This is a genomic window from Paenibacillus sp. FSL L8-0663, from assembly GCF_038008125.1.
Lineage (GTDB): Bacteria > Bacillota > Bacilli > Paenibacillales > Paenibacillaceae > Paenibacillus > Paenibacillus polymyxa_D.
In genome coordinates, this window is sequence record NZ_JBBOYM010000001.1 from 4,714,756 (window position 1) to 4,736,520 (window position 21,765).

A 21,765-nucleotide genomic window follows, 5' to 3' on the forward strand; every position below is an offset into this window, starting at 1 on the left:
CATTGGCCTCCAATTAACTATATATGAGCAACTGTTCATATATTATTTGTTAAGGCCATTATATTCAGGATCAGGGTCAAAAGTCAATGACATCTAGCCCTTTTTAACAAAAAAATCGACCTCAACGGACAAACGCCAAAAGAGCGCCAATCGCTTGGCGCCCTCGGTTGCTTTATCCCAAAAAATTATTGATGTGATATGTGCTGATGGGTTTGCAAAAAGATCTGCTCCACATGATTATCATCCAGTGAATAAAACACCGTTTTGCCTTCCTTGCGTCGTTTGACAATACGCAGATTGCGCAAATAACGAAGCTGGTGGGATACCGCAGATTGGCCCATGTTCAACACTTGGGTCAGATCATGGACACACAGTTCTTTTTGTGCCAGGGCATAAATCAGCTTAATTCGTGTCGGGTCACCCAGTGCTTTAAACAGCTCCGACATTTTGTATGCGATGGAATCCTCAACTAGGGAAGATTTTATGCGCTCGATTTCCTGATCTGAACCGTGACAAGCCGGCTCGCAATCCAAAGCTTCCGTTTCAGAATTCATCCTTTTCACCCCGTGTATTTCGACTTGATGCTCCTATTATAGCAAATTCGTAGAGTTTACGAATAGCTTATATTACAGCTTGCCCTGTAACAGAAAACTTCCAAGTCTCAATGCTTGCCTAACGCTATAGCTTTACACTACATAGAGCTTAATAAAGCTTAATTCAACGTTTTTAATACTTCATCACTGTAAGGAATAATTTCTTCTATTTGTTGATCACGTAACTTCACCGCAAACGCTGGATCAACCAGCAAAGCACGCCCAACCGCAACTAGATCAGCTTCCTCTCGTTCTACCTGCCCCACGAGTTGTTCTAATCTTGCCTCTACACTACTGGATTGATCGGTTTGACGATTATTATTTTTTTCCAAATCACTCAAAAACGCCTTCTCCAAGCCAATGGAGCCTACAGTAATAACTGGCTTGCCTGTTAGCTTTTTGGTCCAAGCTGCCAAGTTTAGATCGGACCCTTCAAACTCCGGTTCCCAAAAACGGCGGCTTGAGCAATGGAACACATCCACTCCTGCCTTCACTAATGGAGCGAGAAACTGTTCAAGTTCCTGGGGTGTCTGTGCCAGCTTTTCTTCATAGTGGTACATCTTCCACTGGGAGAATCGCAGTATAATTGGGAAATCCGGCCCCACTGCACGACGACAAGCCTCAATGACCTCCACCGCAAATCGAGTACGCTGGACCAAATTGCCTCCATATTGATCGGTACGCTTATTCGTTTTGTCCCAGAAAAACTGATCAATTAAATAGCCGTGTGCTCCATGAAGCTCAATACCGTCAAAACCCACTCGCTGGGCATCAGCAGCGGCTTGAGCATAGGCTGCGATAATATCAGCAATCTCGGTCTCGGTCAACGGCTCAACTACCTTTTCACCGGCAGGAGAAATACCGGACGGACCGACAGGCAATGCCTCGGGATTCGGTTGGTTATCCGCACCTATTTGGCGAGCTGTACCCACATGCCAGAGCTGCGGTATAATCTTGCCACCTACCGCATGAACCTCCTCGACTACCTTGGCCCACCCCTTTAATCCCTCACCATAAAAATTAGGAATGCTGGTGTGCTCTACAGCTGCGGGATGATTAATAGCAGTTCCCTCCGTAACAATTAAACCAACCGCATTTTCTGCACGCCGACGATAATACACCGCCACGTCAGGCCCTGGAATACCTTGAGGAGAAAAATTTCGTGTCATGGGCGCCATAACAATTCGATTGGGAAGAGTTAAATTACCTGCCTTAAAAGGTTTAAACAGTATTTCTGTGTTCATTACTTTTTCCTCCGCTCTCCACTAGTATTATCGTTTTCACTCTACTGTTATACAATTCCATTTTACACATATGTAAACTTGAGTTCAAGAAGCCACAGTTTTAATTTTAATAAGCTACACAAAAAAAAGAAGAAGCGGCTCTACGTCCGCTTCCTCTTTCCTAATTCGTTTGTACTTGAGTGATTTTGCAAAAATCCTGACTTATTAGTGTGCTACCATGTTGTATTCCATAATCCATACAGAACCACCAACGACGGTCAACAGGATAACTACACCGAAAATCAAAGTCATGACATTCCAACGTGGTCCATTGCTTTCACGAATGTGCATGAAGAAGAAAAGCTGAACCAGAAATTGTAGCACTGCCGCGGCTAAAATAACAACCATGGTCGAAGTGCGGCTCAACATATGATTCATAACCACACCGAGAGGAATGATGGTCAGTACGATGGACAGAATAAACCCAATAACATAGGATTTCACTGAACCGTGAGAATCATCATGACCATGCGAACCCGCTCCTGTTTGATGCTGTGCCATCTACATCACCCCCATCAAATAGACGACTGTCAGCAAGAAGATCCAGACAGCGTCCAAAAAGTGCCAGTACAAGCTCAATGCCGAAACTTTCCCCTTCGTCTCTGGTGTAAGCCCCCGTTTTTTCAACTGGAACATGAGTCCAATCATCCAAACTAGACCTAACGAAACGTGAAGTCCGTGCGTTCCAACTAAAGTGAAGAATGCCGACAAGAACGCACTGGTTCCAAAATTGGCTCCTTCGTGTACCAACTCAACAAACTCGTAAACCTCAAAACCGATAAAACCAAGACCCAGGATCGCCGTCACGATTAACCAGTTAATTAATCCCTTCATGCTTCCTTTGTTCATGGCCAACACAGCCAGACCACTTGTGAAGCTGCTCGTGAGCAAGAGGAACGTTTCAATAATAACGCCCGTCATGTTAAACAGCTCTGCGCCACCCGGTCCTCCGGCTGTGTTGTTCCGAAGGACGACGAAGGTTGCGAACAAGGTACTGAACAGGATTACGTCCGTAACGAGGAAGATCCAAAAACCAAGCATCTTCAATTCTTGCGGATCGTGATGCCCGTGGTCATGATCATGGCTGTGATGTGCTGTAGCTTGTGCCATTATACAGACCCCCTTATTGCCGCTTCCGTGCGTTTTACTTCATCCGCAGGGATATAGTAGTCGCCATCATAGGAGAAGAACGAACGGCAAATCATACAAATTGCCACACCGATCAGCCCTGGAATATAGAAGAACGACCATCCGAATACGAACCCGAAACCTGCAATGAAAAAGAATACCGACATAATGAATGGAATCGCCGAGTTTTTCGGCATATGAATCGCTTCAATTGGCGGTTGCTTTCTGAAAATACCTTTTGCACGTTTATCTTTTTCTGCCCACCAGTCATCACGTTCTTCTACTTGTGGAATGGTAGCAAAATTGTATTCTGGTGCAGGTGAAGGAATCGACCATTCCAACGTATGACCACCCCAAGGGTCGCCTGTTGTATCCTTCAGCTTGCGATAATTCTTGATACCCAGAAGAATTTGAAGAACCTGGAACAAGAAACCAATTCCCATCAGGAATGCCCCAACGGTTGAAACGAGGTTAAGCGGCTGCCAGCCGGTATCCCAGCCGTAAGTGCTCAGACGACGCGTCATACCCATCAGACCGAGGGAATATTGCGGAATAAAACATACATAGAAACCGATGTTCCAGAACCAGAAAGCCCATTTACCAGGCGTTTCAGGCAATGTGAAACCGAACATTTTAGGCCACCAATAGTACAGACCTGCCAAGTAACCGAACACTACACCACCAATCAGAGCGGAGTGAAAGTGAGCGATCAGGAAGTAACTGTTATGGAACTGGAAGTCAGCAGGCGCTACAGACAACATGACGCCCGTCAAACCAGCAATCAAGAAGTTCGGAATAAAAGCAATTGACCACATCATAGGAGTCTTAAATGTAATCTTACCCCGATACATTGTGAACAGCCAGTTAAATACTTTAACCCCTGTCGGTATTGCGATAACCATCGTCGAAATCGCAAAGAATGCATTAACATCTGCGCCTGATCCCATCGTGAAGAAGTGATGCGCCCACGTAAAGAAGGACAAGATCGCAATAATGAACATGGCGTAAACCATAGACTTGTATCCAAACAATTTCTTTTTGGAGAATACGCTGATAACCTCGGAATAAATACCGAAGGCAGGCAAAACTACAATGTATACCTCAGGGTGCCCCCACATCCAGATCAAGTTGATATACATCATCGGGTTACCGCCAAAATCAAGCGTAAAGAAGTGTCCTCCTCCGAAGCGGTCAAGGAACAGCAATGCCAAAGTAACCGTCAGAATCGGGAATGCGAAAATGATAATAACACATGACGAAAATACAGACCACGTAAAGACAGGCATTTTCATCCAAGTCATACCAGGTGCACGCATTTTAATAATGGTCACAATAAAGTTGATTCCCGTAGCCAAGGAACCTATACCCGAAATCTGAATACCCCAGATATAGAAGTTCTGACCGACGCCTGGACTAAATTGCAGTTCTGAAAGCGGTGGATAACTCAACCAACCTGCATCTGGCGAACCGCCGATAACGAAGGACAGGTTGAACAACATCGCTCCCATAAAGAAAAGCCAAAAGCTCAATGCGTTCAGGAAAGGAAACGCAACGTCACGCGCACCAATTTGAAGAGGTACAGCGATATTAAACAAACCAAACATCAACGGCATCGCCATAAACAGGATCATGATCGTGCCATGAGTTGTGAAAATCTGGTTGTAATGCTCCGGATGCAGAAGTGTAACATCCGGTGTAGCCAGTTGAACACGCATCAATAATGCATCCACGCCTCCGCGGAATAACATCAAGATGGCCGCAAGAATATACATAATACCGACTTTTTTATGGTCAACCGTAGTCAACCAGTTTTTCCAAAGCCAGCCCCATTTTTTGAAATAAGTGAGCACAAACACGATCCCGATCGTCGCTAAAGCGATGGAGACGTCCGCTCCATAGATCATTGGGTCTCCAGTAACGAAGAAAGTGGATGCAAACTCTTTTATTTTGTCAAGCATTGGGGGCCTCCTTCCCTATAATCATTTAATTGTGTCCGCTCATATTCATATGACTCATGTCCATTGCCGCATGATCTTCTGTGCCGGACTGAGAAGAACCTTCTGTGGATGTAGCTTCACCATGTCCAGCATGTGGGTTAGAAGCACCCTCCACTACATACTTGTTAACAATGTCTTTGAACAAGCCATCTGGAATCGAAGAATACTCATCAGGCTGGGACAAACCTGGTTTTGCAAGCGCCAAATAGCCGTCTTTCGTTAGCGGCTTAGACTGCTTCTTGATGTCAGCGACCCAGTTTTTATACTCTTCATCCGACTGGACCTCTACATCAAAACGCATTTGTCCAAAATGCTCACCGCTAAAGTTTGCACCCGAACCAAAGTAAGTTCCTTCGTGATCGGCCTGCAAATGCAGTTTCATAGCCATGCCTGACATGGTGTAGATTTGTCCGCCCAATTGCGGAATCCAGAACGAGTTCATCGGGGCGTCAGCAGTCAGTTCAAAACGGACTGGAACACCTTTAGGAATGTGAACTTGGTTAACTGTAGCTATACCTTCCTCTGGATACATAAAGAGCCATTTCCAGTCCAGTGAAGTCACTTGAATGGTTACTGGCTTTTGCGTACTTGCCAACGGCTTGGAAGGCTCCAGCAAGTAGGTATATCTTGCAGTAATGACCGCAATAATACAGATAACGATAATTGGAATAGCCCACCATGTAGTCTCCAGCTTTTTGCTGTCATCCCAGTGGGGTTGATACTTCACCTTGTTTGTCGGTGTATCACGATACCGCCAAATGATGAAGAAAGTCAAAATCATGACCGGTACAATTATTAGCGCAGACAATGCCGTTGTAAGAATGATCAGCTCTTTTTGTGCTTGCCCAACGGGTCCTTTCGGATCGAAAACAACGTATTTTCCGCCAGCATAAAAACACGTCCAAATGAGCAATGCTACCGTGAGCACGGTCAAAACCAACGCAATAATCGCTTTTGGTTTTTTGTTCATGTTGTTCCCCTCTCCTTAAATAATAAATTACTCAAAACTTTACGAACTCCTGTAATGTTGCCCCTATATAAGATAGCAGAAAAGTGGCCTCTTTTTTTATTGTTAACAGAATTGTCGATTATTTGTCCGTTTTTTGTGAAAAACATCTCTAAAAATAAAATTTCTCTTGCAAATTCAAAATTTCTTATTAATACAAAGATGACATAATAAAAACGTTATTTGTGTATCTTAAAGAAGTTATATTAAAGAAAAAAGCGGGACTCCTTACAGTTATCATCCTACACTGCTCGAAGCCCCACATTGTTGTTTTCAGCATATATTCGCTTTAAATCATTTTTAAATTGTATTAACTGCGGCCGTTTTCCTGGTCTTCCTTCTTGCGTGCAATGACAAATGATTTCCCAACGAGAAAAATAAAAATCCCGGCAACAACGCAGCCAATGCCTGTCATTAAATATATATTCCGATCAGTTAAATTACCTATATCAAGCAAAATAAGGATAATACCTGCAATACAGGCGATCCAAGCGATAACAGATACCGTCCGGCTCATTTGCCCGTCAGTTGATCCTGATTTCCTAAAATTTGCAGCCATACCCTCCACTCCCTTCGTTCTAAATTAATTTTTAACGTCCTCGTCCGGTATTTTTGTCAGTATGCACATATCTTGCTTCTTTATTCCCTTTGGTCTCTACATACCTAAAACAACCCTCTGCATATCTTGACTATTATTACCCCGGAAGACCCAGTGTTCAAACAAAAGGGAGTGAAGACAAATCCGTCTTTGCTATATTTTTAATCGATCTTCGTTTAACGTCTGGTCTCCAACCAGTTATTACTTACTACATTTCGATACCAATAGTAACTTTCCTTCGGGGTGCGGACCTGTGTGCGGAAATCGACATGAATCATACCAAATCTCATATTATATCCCTCTGCCCACTCAAAATTGTCCATAAGTGACCATGCCATATATCCTTTGACATGAAGACCGTCATGAATAGCCCGGTGTACCTGCACCAAATGCTGCTGCATATACGAAATGCGACGGTCATCCTGAACCTTGCCATTCACGACATCATCGTTGATACAAGCTCCATTCTCTGTGATATAAATATCGAGGTTACCGTATTTTTGCAAATAATGCAGTACCTCGTACAGCCCACGCGACTCCACTGGCCAACCGATATCCGTTACGGGTAGCCCCATATTGATTTCTTCAGATTGAAGAAACCCGGCTTCAGGATTAAAACGATTAACTGACATAGCATAGTAATTAATACCGATCATATCAATAGGCTCGCCGATAATATCCATATCCTCATCCTGAATAGGCACGGTGGCTCCTTGCTCCGCAAACCAGTCTACCAAAAACTGAGGATACGAGCCTTGATAAATAGGTTGAAGAAACCAGTCACTGTGCAGGGAAATGGTGCGCGCACAAGCGGCTTTATCCTCCTCAGATGTGCTGTAAGGAACAGCCCAGGAGACATTGGGAGCGATACCGATCTGGCCACTGGTGCCCAGCTCGCGGAAGCGGCGCACAGAAAGACCATGCGCAACTAGCAGATGATGTCCTACATTAATGGCTGTCTGAAGATTGGTCAGACCCGGGGCATGAACTCCTAGCATATTGGATAAAAAGGCGATGCACCATGGTTCATTGAATGTCAGCCAATGGTGTATTTTACCGTGGAACTCGCGGAACATCGTTTCTGCATACTGGACAAATGCTTGAATCGTACGACGATTCTCCCATCCTCCAGCATCCTGAAGCGCTTGAGGCAAATCCCAATGGTACAGTGTGCAAAACGGTTCAATCCCGTTTTCGTTCAACAAATCGACTACGCGATGATAATAGTCCAATCCTTCTTGATTGACTTCACCGTCACCATTGGGAAATATACGCGGCCAGGACACTGAAAAACGGTATGTACGAATGCCCAGTTCCTTCATGAGGCGGATATCTTCCTCGTAGCGATGATAGCTGTCACAAGCTACATTACCGTTATCACCGTTGAACACTTTACCAGGCGTATGGGCAAAGGTATCCCAGATCGACAAACCTCTCCCATCCTCCTCATAAGCTCCCTCGATTTGATAGGCTGCCGTTGCGGTCCCCCACATAAAGTCCTGCGGAAATTGAAAAATGGTCATATCTATTCCTCTCCTTCAATTATAATCGTATGTCCGTTCGTTGTTTCCTGCTCTTTGGTAAAAATCCATGACAAAATGAATCCTCCATGCTCAGGATCAGGCAGAGCCTGACGAGCATCTGCTCTAAATGGATGTGCACTGCGAATCGTGCAGCTTCCTGCTGAGATGGATGTGGCCAGATGAGCACGGACAAGCCGGGAACCGGACCATTCCATGCCAACCGTCATCCCGCCATGTCCCTTCAATCCACTGACCCGTCCCTCCGACCAAGCCGTTGGCAAGGCAGGCAGTAACGTTAGCTCTCCCGGACGGCTTTGTAGCAGCATTTCTGCAATCCCCGCCGTCGCACCAAAATTACCATCGATCTGAAAAGGCGGGTGAGCATCAAATAAATTAGGATAGATCGATCGCGACAGCAATGTGCGAACATACCGATGTGCGGCGTCGCCATCTTCAAGTCGAGCATACAGGTTAATCAACCAGGCACAGCTCCATCCGGTATGCCCACCACCGTGATCAAGCCGTCGACGCAACGATATGCGGGCCGCCTCAGCCAGTTCCGGGGTATCACGGATGTGAATTTGCCGACCGGGGTACAACCCATATAGATGCGAAACATGTCGATGCCCAGGCTCCGCTTCCTCAAAATCGATAAACCATTCCTGTAACTGGCCGTGACGTCCGATTTGATAGGGCATTAACCGTGCCCGTGTCTCCTCGCAGCGGTTGCGGAACTCATCGTCTAATTCCAGCAGATCCGCAGCTTGAATGCAGTTACTCAACAGCTCCCGAATCAGCGTCATATCCATGGTGGAGCCCATAGATATACTGCATTCCTCGCCGTCTGGCGTTTTGAATTTATTTTCAGGTGATGTAGATGGGGATGTCACAAGCCGGCCCTCCGGGCCTTCCACGAGCCAATCCATGCAAAAGGCTGCCGCCCCCTTCATGAGTGGATAAGCATGTTCTGCCAAATAGGCTGTATCCAGGGTAAACAGATAGCGCTCCCATAGGTGAGCAGTTAGCCATACACCCCCAAGCGGCCAAAACGCCCAACTGGCATGGCCCCCTGAAGGTCCGGCGTATCTCCACACATCTACATTGTGATGAGCTGCCCACCCTTGAGCACCATAATGGATGGAGGCTACCCTCCGTCCCGTACGAGCCACTTCTCCAATCATGTGCAGCAATGGTTCATGGCACTCGGCAAGATTGCATACTTCTGCAGGCCAATAGTTCATCTGAGTATTAATATTGGTTGTATAATTACTGTTCCACGGCGGCTGCACCCGGTCATTCCAGATGCCCTGCAGATTGGCAGGCTGACTCCCCGGACGCGAGCTGCCCATGAGCAAATAGCGGCCATACTGAAATAACAGCACTTCCAGCCCCAGGTCGGCCTGACCTTTCTGATAAAGTTCCAATCGCTGATCAGTCGGTAAAACGGACTCGTCGGTTAGAGTATCTCCCAGTTCTAATGCAACGCGGTCAAACAGCTTTCGATAATCCTGTTTATGGCGTTGCCGCACCTGCTCACTTCCCAGCGAAATTACTCCGTCTAAAATGACTTGACATGCTTCTACTGATTCCGTTGCATCACTATTCGGCATAGCATGAAATCCCTGAAATCCGGTAGCTGCTGCCAAATACACCGTGATTTTATCCGCGCCCGAGATGATCAGTGCTCCATCAGCACTCTTCGTCAAGGTTCCTCCCTCAGGAATAACCCTCGCCTGAACTGCAAAAGCCATCCCCAAATCATTTTCATAAACGACAGACTGTGGATGATCACCGCGATAATTAGATTCGACATGACTGGGCACTCGGCCAGCCAACGTAATAAAGTCCCTGATCGACTCATCGGATGGATCGTCATTATCGCTATCCCATTTGGATGAATCACCAAAATGTGCATCCTCTCCAACCTCGTCTTCACAAGGATGGGGGGAAGTGATGCGCACCGATGCATGGATCTTCCCAAGCTTATTCGCGGTCAGTGACACCATCATGATTCCATCTGGCGCACTGGCAATAACTTCACGGGTATAGCGGACTCCATCACTTTGAAAAGTGACCGCTGCCGTTCCGGTCAGCAAATCCAGTTCCCGTTCATAATGCACAATTTCCCCTAGGCCCTCCTGCGTAACCCACAAATCTCCCAAAGGCTGATAGGCTTCCGTATCGCGACCTAGCATATTCGTATTAATCAGTTGTTCCGCTTCCTTGTATTTTCCATCTGCAATCAGTTTTCTGACAGGCTGCAAATATCGCAATGCATCATACTGAACGCCATCTCTGGGAAATCCGGACCAGAGCGTATCCACGTTTAATTGCAAATGCTCCTCTCTGATTCCGCCAAATACCATAGCTCCCAGCCTTCCATTACCGACTGGCAATGCTTCCTCCCATACCTTAGCAGGCTGGCGATACCATAAACGCAGGGACTGTGGCCTTTCGCCTTTCGTCACATCAAACCCTCCCCCATCAAGATCAAACAGAGCGCTAATCCCGTATGGACCATAAGGACAAGCGCTCTGTCATTCCGACATTCAAAATTTCGTTAAAAGCAGTCAGCTATTTAGAAGCCTTACCGCTCCATAACTCCACTCTGTCCTTCACCAGTTGCGTGTATTGCTGTTCCATTTGGACAGCTCCGGCGGCATCCAGTTCTTTAATCATGTTGTCGTATACCGTATCAAAATTGGAAGCTGGTGCTAAAATAGCTTCGGGTATACGTTTGCGGATAATGTCGGTCGTTTTTTTGAATGTAACGTTATAGTTGGATTCATTGTCTGTTGTCAGGTTATAGGCTGCGCCCCAAGGCTTTACATTAAATTCTTTCTTGTCCGGGAACAGATCTTTCCACGTTTTTACGCCATATGCTTTAAGGGATTCTTTCTCCGGCTCCGAATAGGCCGCGATAATTTGCTCCGGGAATTTGGCAGTATAGTAGTTACCTGTAGGGTCCTTCACGCCATCACCGTAGTGTCCGCTGATGAGCGTGTACAAATCTATCCCAGTAGACTTACTGAAGTTGGTTGCATTGTTCGTTTTTTGCTCCAGCACATCCGCAGGAATGATGCGTTTGCCATCTTTGATCTCGTAATGCTTGCCTTCGATCCCCCAGTTCACTAACACCTGTCCTTCATCGGAAGCTAAATAATCCAGGAATTTAATAGCCCGCACTGGGTCCTTGCAATTTTCCGTAATACCTACACCATAACCTGACGCGAAGCCTGTATCCTGAAAGGAACGATCCTTGTATTCCTCCGAAAGTGTAACTGGAAAATGCGCGTAGCTGGAATCGGCCTTGCCTGACGCTTTTAACGCATTTTCAGCATCCTGATAACCCCACTCCTGGTCAATCAGACCGAGGACACGGCCGCTGGCAATTTTGGATTTGTATTGATCACTTTTTTGCACAAACGAATCTTTATCGAGCAGTCCTTCATTGTACATGTGGTTCAACCAACGGAAATATTCCTTTTCTTCTGGACGTTTGTAATGAAGCTTGGCTTCAAACGTTTTGGGATCAATAAAATATTCACCATCATCCGGCGCTCCAGTCGTCTGGAAGGCAGGATTCGTTACGGTAATCATAATTCTCCAGTCGTCTGCATCCAGCGTGAGTGGGATCGTTTTTTTGCCATTGATCGTCGGATGCTTGGCTGCATAGGTTTTGAGTACGTTTTCATAATCCTGTAACGTTCTTACCTTTGGATAACCTAACTCTTTGAGCACCTTATGCTGAATTTCAAATCCCCCTGTTGCGTCAAAACTTTCCTGTCCCACACCTGCATACGTAGGAAGGACATAGATGGATTGATCCTTATTACTGTATTTCAAACGATCCATATAGGGTCCATATAGCTTTTTGAGATTAGGTGCGTGATCGTTGATCAGATCTGTCAGATCAATCATGGCCCCCGCATCCACAAGCTTATTAATATTCGCTTTAGGAGAAACCAAGTCCGGGTATTCTCCACTTGCTGCCATCAAAGCAATTCGGTCATCTCCACCTCCACCGCTGACATCAAATTCCGCATTCAAGGTTACACCTGTTTTCTTGGTGATTTCCTTGCCTATTTCATCCTTCATTCCGTTCCATTGTGGGCTTGTATCTGCTCCGAAGAAGCTAAACGTAATCGGGTCTGTACCGCTGGATGTGCTCTCCTTCGCTGCTTTATCGCTTCCCCCACAACCTGCGAGTGCGGTAAGTGACACCGCGAGCAAGGGAATCAGTGCAAATCTGGACCAGTGTTTTTTCATGTATAAATCCTCCTATATTCTTATGATGACTTCTCCTGCAAATAACTACTATTTACTGCCAGAATCCTGGCTTTTATGATTTCACTGCCCCCAGCGTCATACCGCCTACAAAATACTTTTGCAAGAACGGATACACCATCAGGATGGGGAGCGTAACCGTAATCGTGATTGCCATTTTGATCGACTCTGGTGAAATTTGAGCCATTTGTTTAGCCATGTCGTTGCTATTCGTCATACTGGAGCCGCCTTGCTGCGTACTTTGCAGTATTTTCATCAGCTCATACTGTAACGTCGTCCATTGCGACGCCCCACCGTTGTATAAATACGTATCAAACCAAGCATTCCACTGACCTACTGCCAGAAAAAGAGCAATCGTTGCCAATACTGGTTTGCACAGCGGCAAAATAATTCTCCAGTAAATCGTAAAATCATTTGCTCCATCGAGTTTGGCAGACTCCTGCAACGCATACGGCAAACCATCCATAAAGGAACGAATGACAAACACGTTAAATGCACTGATTAAGCCTGGAAAAATGTACACCCAAAACGAACCTAGCAGATGCAAATCCCGCATCAAAATAAACACGGGCACCATCCCGCCGGAAAAATACATCGTCAACGCCAAAAACGTAGAAATAAACTTACGAGCACGAAACTCGACCCGACTCAATGTAAAAGCAAGCATAGATGCGCAGATCAATCCGAGTACCGTCCCGACCAAAGTACGAAGAATAGATATTTGCAGTCCCTGAAGAAGGCCATCGTACTGGAAAATCGTTTTGTAATTTTCGAGCGTAAATTGGCGGGGCCATATATAAATACCACCACGAACCGTGTCCGTTGAATTGTTAAGGGAAATCGCAAGTACGTTCAGAAATGGGTACAGCGTCAACACCACGATCAGAGCCATGAGGATATAGTTAAATAGGTCAAACAGCTTCTCAGACCGGGTAGCATTAAATGCCTTATTCGTCATTTCGCTTCTCCCTCCCTACATGATGCTTTCTTTGGTCAGTTTTTTGAATATACCGTTCGCCGTAAACAACAGCAGAATGCTAACCAGCGAGTTGAAAATACCAATTGCCGTCCCGTAAGAGAAGCGACCCAAATTAATCCCGTAATTGAGCGCGTACAGATCCAGCACCTCGGAATAATCCGTCACAAGACTATTGCCAAGCAAGAACTGCTTTTCAAAACCGTTGCTCACCAGATGTCCAATCGCCATAATGAACAGAATGGCAATCGTCGAGCGGATACCCGGCAGTGTAATATGCCACATCTGTCTCCAACGACTCGCTCCATCCACGCGCGATGCTTCATACTGTTCTTGATCAATTCCGGTGATTGCAGCTAAATAAATAATCGTATTCCAACCTGTCTCCTTCCATATGTCGGAAGCGGTTACAATATACCAGAACCAGCTCCCCTTTGCCATGAACTGAATCGGTTCATCCACAATATGAAGCGCTACCAATACATCGTTGACAATGCCTCCGTCAATGGACAGCATCTTGGTGACCAAGCCGGCCACAACTACCCAGGATACAAAATGCGGGAGGTAGGATATTGTCTGCACAAACCGTTTGAACAGCATACCACGCAGCTCATTTAACAGAATTGCAAAGAAGATCGGTACGACAAAACCAAATACAATCCCCATCAGGCTCATCGCTAGCGTATTGCGTAATACCAGATAAAATCGTTCATCCTGAAATAGCTCAATAAAGTTATCCAGCCCTACCCATTTCTGGTCCGTAAAAGATTTGGCTGGCTTATAATTTTGAAACGCCATCGTCCAGCCCCAAAGCGGAAGATAGCTGAAAACAAACACCCATATGACGAAAGGAATGGACATAAAATAAAGATACTTTTGCTGCTTCACACTGTCCCACAAGCCTTTTTTACCACGGTCAGGCTTCGGGCCGCGAGCCTTGCGTGGTCTTCCCCTATTGGATTCAGGAATCAAAGCACTATTGTTGGAAGCGGTTTCAGTTGAAGATCCCATAACAAGCTCCTCCTCATCTCTAGATACTATTATCATACTTTGCTGGCTTGGAAGCGGATACCCGACGAATTAGGAGAAAAATCAGTTCAAAATTAGATATATGGGATGAAAAAAATTACATTCGTGCCACTACGCATGCGGATGGTGCTTCCCATCGCTGTTGTCCCCGGATTTCTTGAATAAGCACACAAAGGTAGAAAGCCGGGGACAGTTTATGCTTGCGATGCGAGCTTTCCTGCAGAAAGCTTTAAGGCGACCGCTTCGCTTGTCCAGCACATTCCGCCTGTTCCGTTCTAATGTAAATTCCCTGAAAGAAGTCTTGTAAAAAACAAAAGATCAGCAATGTAAGCTGATCAGAGGTAAAGGGTAAAGGATAAAGCATAATGCAAAAAGGATAATGCATACTGCACCACAGGTGGTGGATGGTATATACACACTGTCGCAATTAACCTAATGATTGATTGAAGGAAAAAAAGCTTTCTGGCATCAATGTGCCAGAAAGCTTTTTTGATTTATTTTACTGTGATGGTTCCGTAGTACATGTACATACCGCAATTGTACTCATATACGCCTGGTTTCAAGTCCTCGACGGTAAAATAATTATTTTCGTGATCCAGGTAAACGTCCATTCCGATCTTCAACGACTGCACTTCATCAATGCAAGTGAAGGATGTCATTTTCTTGAAATTGATTTTGGTTGGAACGCCGGCTTTCACTTCAATATTTTTAGGATAGAAACCGTCCCCTTTTACACCCACTGTAACAATCTCATATTTAGTTTTGTCTGGCTCTTCCTGAGCTTGTTTAGGTTGAATGGCCGGAAACGACGACACGCTCCCCTGAAAATAAAACAAGACAAACCCGCCCATGCTCAGGGCTACAAAACCAATCAGCATCAAATGCCAATGCTTAGAGATTAGTGTTTTCATTCATATCAGCCTCTCCAGTTGAATGTCTGCATGTGACGCATCAACTCTAACCAGTATATAAAAGTTAATCAAAATTTTAAATACCTCATTTCACAGGCTCGGATGATCCAGCTCATACAGATTACGGTAACGAGACTGCTCCTGCCACAGCTGCTCATGACTGCCGCGCATGGAAATGGTGCCCTGCTCCATAAAGATCACCTCGTCCATATGCTCCATTCCTGTGAGATGATGCGTGATCCAGATCAATGTTTTGCCCTTCAGCACACGAAACATCGTCTGCATGAGCTCATGCTCTGTCAGCGGGTCAAGCCCCACTGTCGGCTCATCCAGCAAAACAATCGGGTGATTTTGCAGCAAAATCCGCGCCAGTGCAATTCGCTGTTTTTCTCCACCGGAAAAACGAAGGCCCGTCTCATGCATTCGGGTATCGTAGCCCTCCGGCAAAGAATCAATTAGAGTTCCAAGCCCTACCTGCTTCGTCACTGCACGCACCTCATCCAGCGTAGCATCGGGTCGTCCCAGCCGAATATTGTTCGCTACCGTTGTATCGAATAAATATGGCTGCTGGTTTAGCACCGCAAATAAACTGGAGTATGCTCCACCTGTATATACGGGAATCCCTGCGATAGTGACGCTCCCTTCATCAGGCTGCAATGCTCCCTGAATCAGATTCAGTAGCGTGGACTTGCCCGCACCACTGCGACCAAGCAATGCAACCTTGCCCCCCTGCGGTACGTGCAAGGAGATATCACGCACGCTCCATTCCTGCGTTGCCGCATAGCGGTAGCTTACGTTGTTCAGCAGCAGGTCTCCTCCGTGGCCCAATCCCAGAGCGGCAGCCTGCTCATCTATAGTGTCAGCTGTGCCGCCTGCTGCTGGGTGTCCTGCATCCACAGTAACCGGAAGCGATGATGACACAGGTGTAGGTGTGTCTTTCTCCGAATCCTTCAACCGTCGAAGGGAATCCTGATACTCCGGTGCATGCACCACTGCTTCTCCAGCGCGAACGAAGGCATCCAGCAATGGGAAAGCCACAAGGGCAAAGGATGCCAGCCATGTGGCTTCTATAAGATTCTGTGCTACCAGTCCTCCGGCCCACTCAGTCATAATCACAACCCCGCCACCTACAACGCATTGTGCGATCCAATGAGAACGCCACTCGCCCCGGCGAAGTGAATTTTCCATCACGGCAGCCCTATTGTGCCGTTGTGTAAAGGTACTCAGGAAATGCCCAGTCCGTCCGCTCAGCACCAGATCACTCATGCCGAACAGAGCATCCGTCAGGTCCTGATAGGCTTTACTCCGTTCCTGCTTGAACATTCGCCGTTTGGCGAGTGAGGTCCATAGTGAGATAGCTGGGGCAATAAAAAGCAAAAATCCTCCATATAGCGCCATAAGCAAGGCAAAGGTTCCGTCCATCCGTCCGAGCGCCGAGATGCCTGCTGCATAAATCAGCAAAGCCGATAGCGCAGGCAGAACTAGCTTCAGATAGATGTTTTGAAGCTGTTCAATATCCTCTGCCAGCAACCCCAATAAATCCCCTGTACGGAATTTGCTGCGGATCATCAGCGCCTGCGGTTCTACTGCCCGATATAAGCGTACCCGCATACGGGACACCAGACGCAGTGCGGCATCATGTCCTACCAAGCGTTCCAGGTACTGAATAACCGCTTTACTAAAACCAAATGTTCGCACAAGCACAATTGGAACGTACACCATTAATATATTTTCCGGTTTTAAGGCCGAACGGGTAATCAGATGACCGGACGTAAAAAGCAACGCGCCCGCACATCCAATGGCCAGCGCGCCTAAAAGAGCAGCTAGCAGAAAGGCCCAAAAATATTGTCTCAGATACGTCACAAACCAGCCTTGTCTGCTATTATCCGTTACTCTCATATCGTCCGTTCCCTCCTTCCGACATCCCCGTCAGCAATCGGTAATATGCCCCCTTACGGGCAATCAATTGTTTATGGGAACCTACTTCTTCCAGACGACCTTGATTCATCATCCAGACACAGTCCATATCTGGCATCCAATGTAGCCGGTGGGTGGCAAGAAACACTCTTTTGTGTTTCAAAACCGATAAAATCGTCTGTTTTAGCTCCCACTCTGTCTCAATATCCAGATGCGCCGTAGGCTCATCCAATAAAATGACCGGACGGTTACTGAGCAACGCCCGCGCCAATGCAATCCGCTGCGCCTGTCCTCCGCTCAACGTCCTACCCGCTTCACCAATGGGCTCATTCATTCCACCCGGAAGACCGTCTACCAGTTCACGCAGTCCAACCGCGTCAACCGCCCACTCCACCTGCTGGTTGGATGCCTCCGGTTCATAAAAACGGATATTATCTGCCAGAGAAGCGCTAAACAGGTATGGATGCTGTGGAATATACGCAATATGCCGTTGCCATTCAGCTTTTGCATCCCCAGCCAATCTGCATCCATTCAGGAGCAGTTCGCCCGAAGTGGGATCAGCAAAACCGCCAAGCAGACTAAGCAGCGTCGTTTTACCTGCTCCACTAGCTCCAACGATGCCGATCATGTTCATGTGCGGTTCAACATTGGCAGACACATGTTCAAGCCGAGCCGAACCGTCTTCATTAAGGAGGCACACATCGAACAGCTCGAGAATGTCCTGTCCCGTGATGTCCAATCCTTTATCGTTAGCTGCCTGTTTATTCGGCTCGGTCGCGTCATCTTCTTTACTGAGAATGGAGCGGATTGCTCCCCAAGCCTCCTTACCATCCAGTGAAGCATGATAGTCTGATCCCAACTGGCGTATGGGCATAAAATATTCTGGGGCCAGAATAAGCACCGCAAGCGCTGCCTCCAAACCCACCGAGCCACTAATCAGGCGCAAACCCAAGCCTACCGCAACAAATGCGACCGATAGCATACTAAAAAAATCAAGGGCAAATGAGGAAAGAAACGCTACCCGCAGCGTGCGCATCGTTGCCGTGCGGTATTGGTCGCTGACCTTCCCAACCGTTTCCCCATGCTCTTGGCTACGACCCAAAAACCTTAGTGTCTGAAGTCCACGCAGCGAATCCGTGAAATGATGAGATAACAGACGATAGGAACGCCACTGCTTGTCTGCCTGCTTCCGCGCCGCCAAGCCGAGTAAAATAAAGAAGCCTACCAGAATCGGCATCGTAGTCGTCAAAATCACACCTGAAATGACATCCAATGTGAAAACATACACAAGTACAAGTATAGTGACAGCCATCATGTCAATCATACGAGGAATGGACAGTTCCAAATACGTGCGAAAACGATCCATGCCGTCCAGCGCTAGCGTCACCAACTTGCCGCTACCTTCCTGCGCTGCAAAACCCGGTCCCCGTTCGAACAAACGTGCAAGCAGACGCTCCCGTAAGGAAGCGCCTGAAGCTTCAGCAAAACGGCCTGCTGTCCGGCGTTGCAGCCAGATCGCCGTATGCCTCGTTGCAAAAGCAGCGAAAAACAACGCCAGCGACGGCCAAGCCATCACCAGCGGATTTTGTTCAAACAAAATCGTAACAGCCTTTGCCAAGAAGACTGCTTGTGCAATCACTGCGGCCCCCTGGAGCAGGGAAAGGGCAGCCAGTAGCAGCATCACTGGCCGAATGCCCTTTAATTCAAACCATGCCTTATCCATTAGTATTCCAAATGATCCTTCTCACTGAGACGCTTATGGAAAACAAAATAGCTCCACGCCTGATAAGCCAGCACAAAGGGTAAAAGCGTTGCTGCAACAATCGTCATGGCTTTCAGTGTGTAATGACTGGAGCTTGCATTATAAATCGTCAAATCAAAAGCACTGTTAATCGAGCTCACCATAAATCTTGGGAACAAACCGACGAATAACGAAACGAAGGTCAGCAAAATCACTGCACCTGTCATCCCGAAGGCCCATCCTTCGCGGCGCTGCTTCAGGAAGTACCACGTCAGCACATAGGCGACAATTCCGACTGCTACCGCAGCATACATAAAGGGACCGCGACGCGCAAATAAATCCGTTGCAAAATAAGTCCATACCACCATGCCCGCAAGTAAAATGCCCAATACCGGAAGAAATTTGGACGCAATCACGCGAGCACGATCCCGTACTTCTCCAATCGTCCGCAGAGAAATAAACGTCAGTCCGTGCATTAGGCACATTCCGACCACTGTCAGTCCAATCCATACGGTATATCCATTGAATACATCGGGAAATCCAGCTTTCAAATCCATGTTTTGCTGAATAGGTACACCTTTCACCAAAGCCGCAAAAGCCATACCGAACAGCATCGGCGGTAGAAAGCTGCCAATCAGAATGCAGGCATCCCACGTTCCTGTCCACCATTTTCCTTCAGCCTTGCCGCGGAACTCAAAAGAAACTCCACGCAAGATCAAACCTAGCAAAATAAACACAAATACGAGATAATATCCGCTGAACATAGTCGCATAAAAATGCGGAAAAGCGGCAAACATTGCACCTGCTGCTGTAATCAGCCACACTTCGTTGGCATCCCAGAATGGACCAATCGTATTGATCATCAAACGTTTTTGTTGGTCGTTACGCGGCACCAATCCTGTGGCCATTCCTACGCCAAAATCAAAGCCCTCCAGAAAAAAGAAGCCGGTAAACAGCACAGCGATCAATAAGAACCATAAATCATTTAGCGACAATGGTGTCACCCCCTTGAGCAAAAGGATCATGAATTACCGTTTGCTGATGTGGCTCAATATCTGGACCTTTGCGAGCCGTACGGTAAAACAGAAACGCCAGCACACCTGTTAAAATTAAATACAATGTGGTAAATGAGATGAACGAGAATAGCACTTCTCCTGCCACAACTGTAGGCGAAACAGAATCTTTCGTTTGAAGCAAACCAAATACCGTCCACGGTTGGCGACCTATTTCAGTCATGATCCAACCTGAAGTATTCCCAATGAATGGAAGGCATATCCCCCATATCATCAGACGGAAGAACCAGCGATGTGAACCTTCCAGCTTTTTACGGAACGTCAGGTAAGCCCCGTATAAGGCGAGTGCAATCATGCCACATCCAGCCGCAATCATAATGCGGAAGCTCCAAAACGTGGTACGTACTGGCGGGATATAATCGCCCGGACCATACGTTTTTTCATATTGGGCTTGCAGCTCATTCATACCAGGCACAGAGCCGGTAAATTTACTATAGGATAGAAAACTCAAAGCAAAAGGAACTTTAATCTCAAAGGAATTTTCCTTGTTTCCAGGATCAATCCATGCGATAACGGTCCAAGGAGCGGGGTCACCACTGTTCTCCCATAAGCCCTCACTGGCAGCCATCTTCATCGGTTGTGTTTTCACCAAATATTGAGCCTGTCCATGACCAAACAACGGAATAGCAATGGCACTAATTAATGCAACAATAATGCTCAATTTGAAAGAAGGTTTAAAAAAGTCCAGATTCTTTTTGTGCATCAGCTTCCATGCACTGATACCCGCGATCAGAAATGCTCCTGTCGCAAAAGCAGCAAACAATGTATGTGGGAATTCCCATAACAGTTGTTCATTCGTTAGCAGAGCAGCAAAATCTTTCATTTCTGCACGTCCATTTTGAATCTCATAGCCTACTGGACGCTGCATGAAGGAATTAGCAGCTAGAATCCACAATGCCGATAACATCGTACCGATAGATACCAACCACATACAAATTAAATGGACCGTTTTGGACAATCTTTCCCAACCGAATACCCATAATCCGATAAAGGTCGATTCCAGGAAAAATGCAAGCAGCGCTTCAATCGCCAGCGGCGTACCAAATACATCACCCACAAAACGGGAAAAGTCCGACCAGTTCATCCCGAACTGAAATTCTTGCAAAATCCCAGTGACTACGCCCAGTGCAAAGTTAATCAGCAGAAACGTTCCCCAGAATTGAGCCATTTTTTTGTACAAGTCATTTTTCTTAATAACATACATAGTCTCCATAATTGCCACCAATAACGACAATCCAATGGAGATCGGCACATAAACAAAGTGAAGAATCGTTGTGGTTGCAAACTGCAACCGTGCCAAATCCAATACGTCCATGATGTTGCTCCTCCCCCTACACTTCTCTTAACATTGATTTATAGTGTCTGTAATCTGAAGTCTTCTACATTTGTGATAGTATTCACATTCTTACATATGCAGCGGTCACTTTTTTAGAAAATGACTCACTCAACTACCTTCACTATGGTTATCATGATCCGGCTTCAGATTATCCCCATTATATAGAATAAATTTAAATGAAATAGAATCGAAAATGTGAACATCGTGTCAAAGCTGTGTCATAATGATGGCGATTTGATGAAAACGACCTAAACTCCATAATAAATGTGACATTTTCGATTGATCTATCTGTTTTTTCGCCATAAAAAAAGCCTCTCTTCGTTCGGAGGTCGTACCTCCGACATCTGCAAGAGAGACTTCATAGCGT

General features: G+C 46.4%; 18 protein-coding genes. 1 reads left to right on the top strand and 17 read right to left on the bottom strand.

Annotated elements, in window-relative coordinates:
- Positions 1 to 185: 185 nt before the first annotated feature.
- From MKY75_RS20940 to MKY75_RS20995, 12 genes are all read right to left on the bottom strand, one after another.
- The gene (locus MKY75_RS20940; protein ID WP_007432172.1) at positions 186 to 554 is read right to left on the bottom strand and encodes an ArsR/SmtB family transcription factor; all 369 of its coding nucleotides are present in this window, start codon (positions 552 to 554) and stop codon (positions 186 to 188) included.
- Positions 555 to 712: 158 nt separating this feature from the next.
- A complete protein-coding gene (locus MKY75_RS20945) occupies positions 713 to 1,837 on the bottom strand; it encodes an NADH:flavin oxidoreductase (protein ID WP_340886399.1) in 1,125 nt (374 codons plus the stop codon).
- Positions 1,838 to 2,041: 204 nt separating this feature from the next.
- Complete coding sequence (cyoD, locus tag MKY75_RS20950; protein WP_013311980.1) at positions 2,042 to 2,377, bottom strand: cytochrome o ubiquinol oxidase subunit IV; 336 nt, start codon at positions 2,375 to 2,377, stop codon at positions 2,042 to 2,044.
- Positions 2,378 to 2,986 carry a cytochrome o ubiquinol oxidase subunit III gene (cyoC, locus tag MKY75_RS20955; protein WP_165149452.1) on the bottom strand — a complete coding sequence of 203 codons (609 nt, stop codon included), beginning with the start codon at positions 2,984 to 2,986 and terminating at the stop codon, positions 2,378 to 2,380.
- Entirely contained in the window at positions 2,986 to 4,962 is a 1,977-nt protein-coding gene (locus MKY75_RS20960) for a cbb3-type cytochrome c oxidase subunit I (protein ID WP_013311982.1), read from the bottom strand. Before MKY75_RS20960 ends, cyoC begins: the two co-directional genes overlap by 1 nt.
- A gap of 25 nt (positions 4,963 to 4,987) precedes the next feature.
- Complete coding sequence (gene cyoA / locus MKY75_RS20965; RefSeq protein ID WP_061828908.1) at positions 4,988 to 5,971, bottom strand: ubiquinol oxidase subunit II; 984 nt, start codon at positions 5,969 to 5,971, stop codon at positions 4,988 to 4,990.
- 346 nt (positions 5,972 to 6,317) lie between these two features.
- Positions 6,318 to 6,566, bottom strand: coding sequence for a hypothetical protein (locus MKY75_RS20970; protein ID WP_061828909.1), 249 nt, complete (start codon positions 6,564 to 6,566; stop codon positions 6,318 to 6,320).
- Between the two features lie 215 nt (positions 6,567 to 6,781).
- Positions 6,782 to 8,128, bottom strand: a complete 1,347-nt coding sequence (locus MKY75_RS20975) for a GH1 family beta-glucosidase (protein WP_340886401.1) — start codon at positions 8,126 to 8,128, stop codon at positions 6,782 to 6,784.
- A gap of 2 nt (positions 8,129 to 8,130) precedes the next feature.
- A complete protein-coding gene (locus tag MKY75_RS20980) occupies positions 8,131 to 10,596 on the bottom strand; it encodes a glycoside hydrolase family 95 protein (protein WP_340886403.1) in 2,466 nt (821 codons plus the stop codon).
- Positions 10,597 to 10,702: 106 nt separating this feature from the next.
- Positions 10,703 to 12,397, bottom strand: a complete 1,695-nt coding sequence (locus MKY75_RS20985) for an ABC transporter substrate-binding protein (protein WP_340886404.1) — start codon at positions 12,395 to 12,397, stop codon at positions 10,703 to 10,705.
- A gap of 73 nt (positions 12,398 to 12,470) precedes the next feature.
- Positions 12,471 to 13,373, bottom strand: a complete 903-nt coding sequence (locus tag MKY75_RS20990; protein ID WP_029519239.1) for a carbohydrate ABC transporter permease — start codon at positions 13,371 to 13,373, stop codon at positions 12,471 to 12,473.
- Positions 13,374 to 13,388: 15 nt separating this feature from the next.
- Positions 13,389 to 14,402, bottom strand: coding sequence for an ABC transporter permease (locus tag MKY75_RS20995; protein WP_029519240.1), 1,014 nt, complete (start codon positions 14,400 to 14,402; stop codon positions 13,389 to 13,391).
- 175 nt (positions 14,403 to 14,577) lie between these two features.
- Between MKY75_RS20995 and MKY75_RS21000 the strand changes: the two genes are divergently transcribed.
- The gene (locus tag MKY75_RS21000) at positions 14,578 to 14,727 is read left to right on the top strand and encodes a hypothetical protein (RefSeq protein WP_340886406.1); all 150 of its coding nucleotides are present in this window, start codon (positions 14,578 to 14,580) and stop codon (positions 14,725 to 14,727) included.
- A gap of 187 nt (positions 14,728 to 14,914) precedes the next feature.
- On the opposite strand, the gene MKY75_RS21005 is transcribed toward MKY75_RS21000, so the two are convergent.
- The 5 genes from MKY75_RS21005 to MKY75_RS21025 form a co-directional block, all read right to left on the bottom strand.
- The gene (locus tag MKY75_RS21005; protein ID WP_340886407.1) at positions 14,915 to 15,331 is read right to left on the bottom strand and encodes a cupredoxin domain-containing protein; all 417 of its coding nucleotides are present in this window, start codon (positions 15,329 to 15,331) and stop codon (positions 14,915 to 14,917) included.
- Between the two features lie 90 nt (positions 15,332 to 15,421).
- Positions 15,422 to 17,230, bottom strand: a complete 1,809-nt coding sequence (gene cydC, locus MKY75_RS21010; RefSeq protein ID WP_340886408.1) for a thiol reductant ABC exporter subunit CydC — start codon at positions 17,228 to 17,230, stop codon at positions 15,422 to 15,424.
- Complete coding sequence (gene cydD, locus MKY75_RS21015; protein ID WP_340886410.1) at positions 17,214 to 18,971, bottom strand: thiol reductant ABC exporter subunit CydD; 1,758 nt, start codon at positions 18,969 to 18,971, stop codon at positions 17,214 to 17,216. The genes cydC and cydD overlap by 17 nt, the downstream gene beginning before the upstream one ends.
- A complete protein-coding gene (gene cydB / locus MKY75_RS21020; RefSeq protein ID WP_165149460.1) occupies positions 18,971 to 19,984 on the bottom strand; it encodes a cytochrome d ubiquinol oxidase subunit II in 1,014 nt (337 codons plus the stop codon). The genes cydD and cydB overlap by 1 nt, the downstream gene beginning before the upstream one ends.
- Positions 19,971 to 21,377, bottom strand: coding sequence for a cytochrome ubiquinol oxidase subunit I (locus MKY75_RS21025; RefSeq protein ID WP_165149462.1), 1,407 nt, complete (start codon positions 21,375 to 21,377; stop codon positions 19,971 to 19,973). The genes cydB and MKY75_RS21025 overlap by 14 nt, the downstream gene beginning before the upstream one ends.
- Positions 21,378 to 21,765 lie beyond the last annotated feature (388 nt).

Coding starts and splice junctions, on each gene's coding strand:
- MKY75_RS20940 (WP_007432172.1), bottom strand. CDS start 554: ATGAATTCTGAAACGGAAGCTTTGGATTGCGAGCCGGCTTGTCACGGT.
- MKY75_RS20945 (WP_340886399.1), bottom strand. CDS start 1,837: ATGAACACAGAAATACTGTTTAAACCTTTTAAGGCAGGTAATTTAACT.
- cyoD (WP_013311980.1), bottom strand. CDS start 2,377: ATGGCACAGCATCAAACAGGAGCGGGTTCGCATGGTCATGATGATTCT.
- cyoC (WP_165149452.1), bottom strand. CDS start 2,986: ATGGCACAAGCTACAGCACATCACAGCCATGATCATGACCACGGGCAT.
- MKY75_RS20960 (WP_013311982.1), bottom strand. CDS start 4,962: ATGCTTGACAAAATAAAAGAGTTTGCATCCACTTTCTTCGTTACTGGA.
- cyoA (WP_061828908.1), bottom strand. CDS start 5,971: ATGAACAAAAAACCAAAAGCGATTATTGCGTTGGTTTTGACCGTGCTC.
- MKY75_RS20970 (WP_061828909.1), bottom strand. CDS start 6,566: ATGGCTGCAAATTTTAGGAAATCAGGATCAACTGACGGGCAAATGAGC.
- MKY75_RS20975 (WP_340886401.1), bottom strand. CDS start 8,128: ATGACCATTTTTCAATTTCCGCAGGACTTTATGTGGGGGACCGCAACG.
- MKY75_RS20985 (WP_340886404.1), bottom strand. CDS start 12,397: ATGAAAAAACACTGGTCCAGATTTGCACTGATTCCCTTGCTCGCGGTG.
- MKY75_RS20990 (WP_029519239.1), bottom strand. CDS start 13,373: ATGACGAATAAGGCATTTAATGCTACCCGGTCTGAGAAGCTGTTTGAC.
- MKY75_RS20995 (WP_029519240.1), bottom strand. CDS start 14,402: ATGGGATCTTCAACTGAAACCGCTTCCAACAATAGTGCTTTGATTCCT.
- MKY75_RS21005 (WP_340886407.1), bottom strand. CDS start 15,331: ATGAAAACACTAATCTCTAAGCATTGGCATTTGATGCTGATTGGTTTT.
- cydC (WP_340886408.1), bottom strand. CDS start 17,230: ATGAGAGTAACGGATAATAGCAGACAAGGCTGGTTTGTGACGTATCTG.
- cydD (WP_340886410.1), bottom strand. CDS start 18,971: ATGGATAAGGCATGGTTTGAATTAAAGGGCATTCGGCCAGTGATGCTG.
- MKY75_RS21025 (WP_165149462.1), bottom strand. CDS start 21,377: ATGGACGTATTGGATTTGGCACGGTTGCAGTTTGCAACCACAACGATT.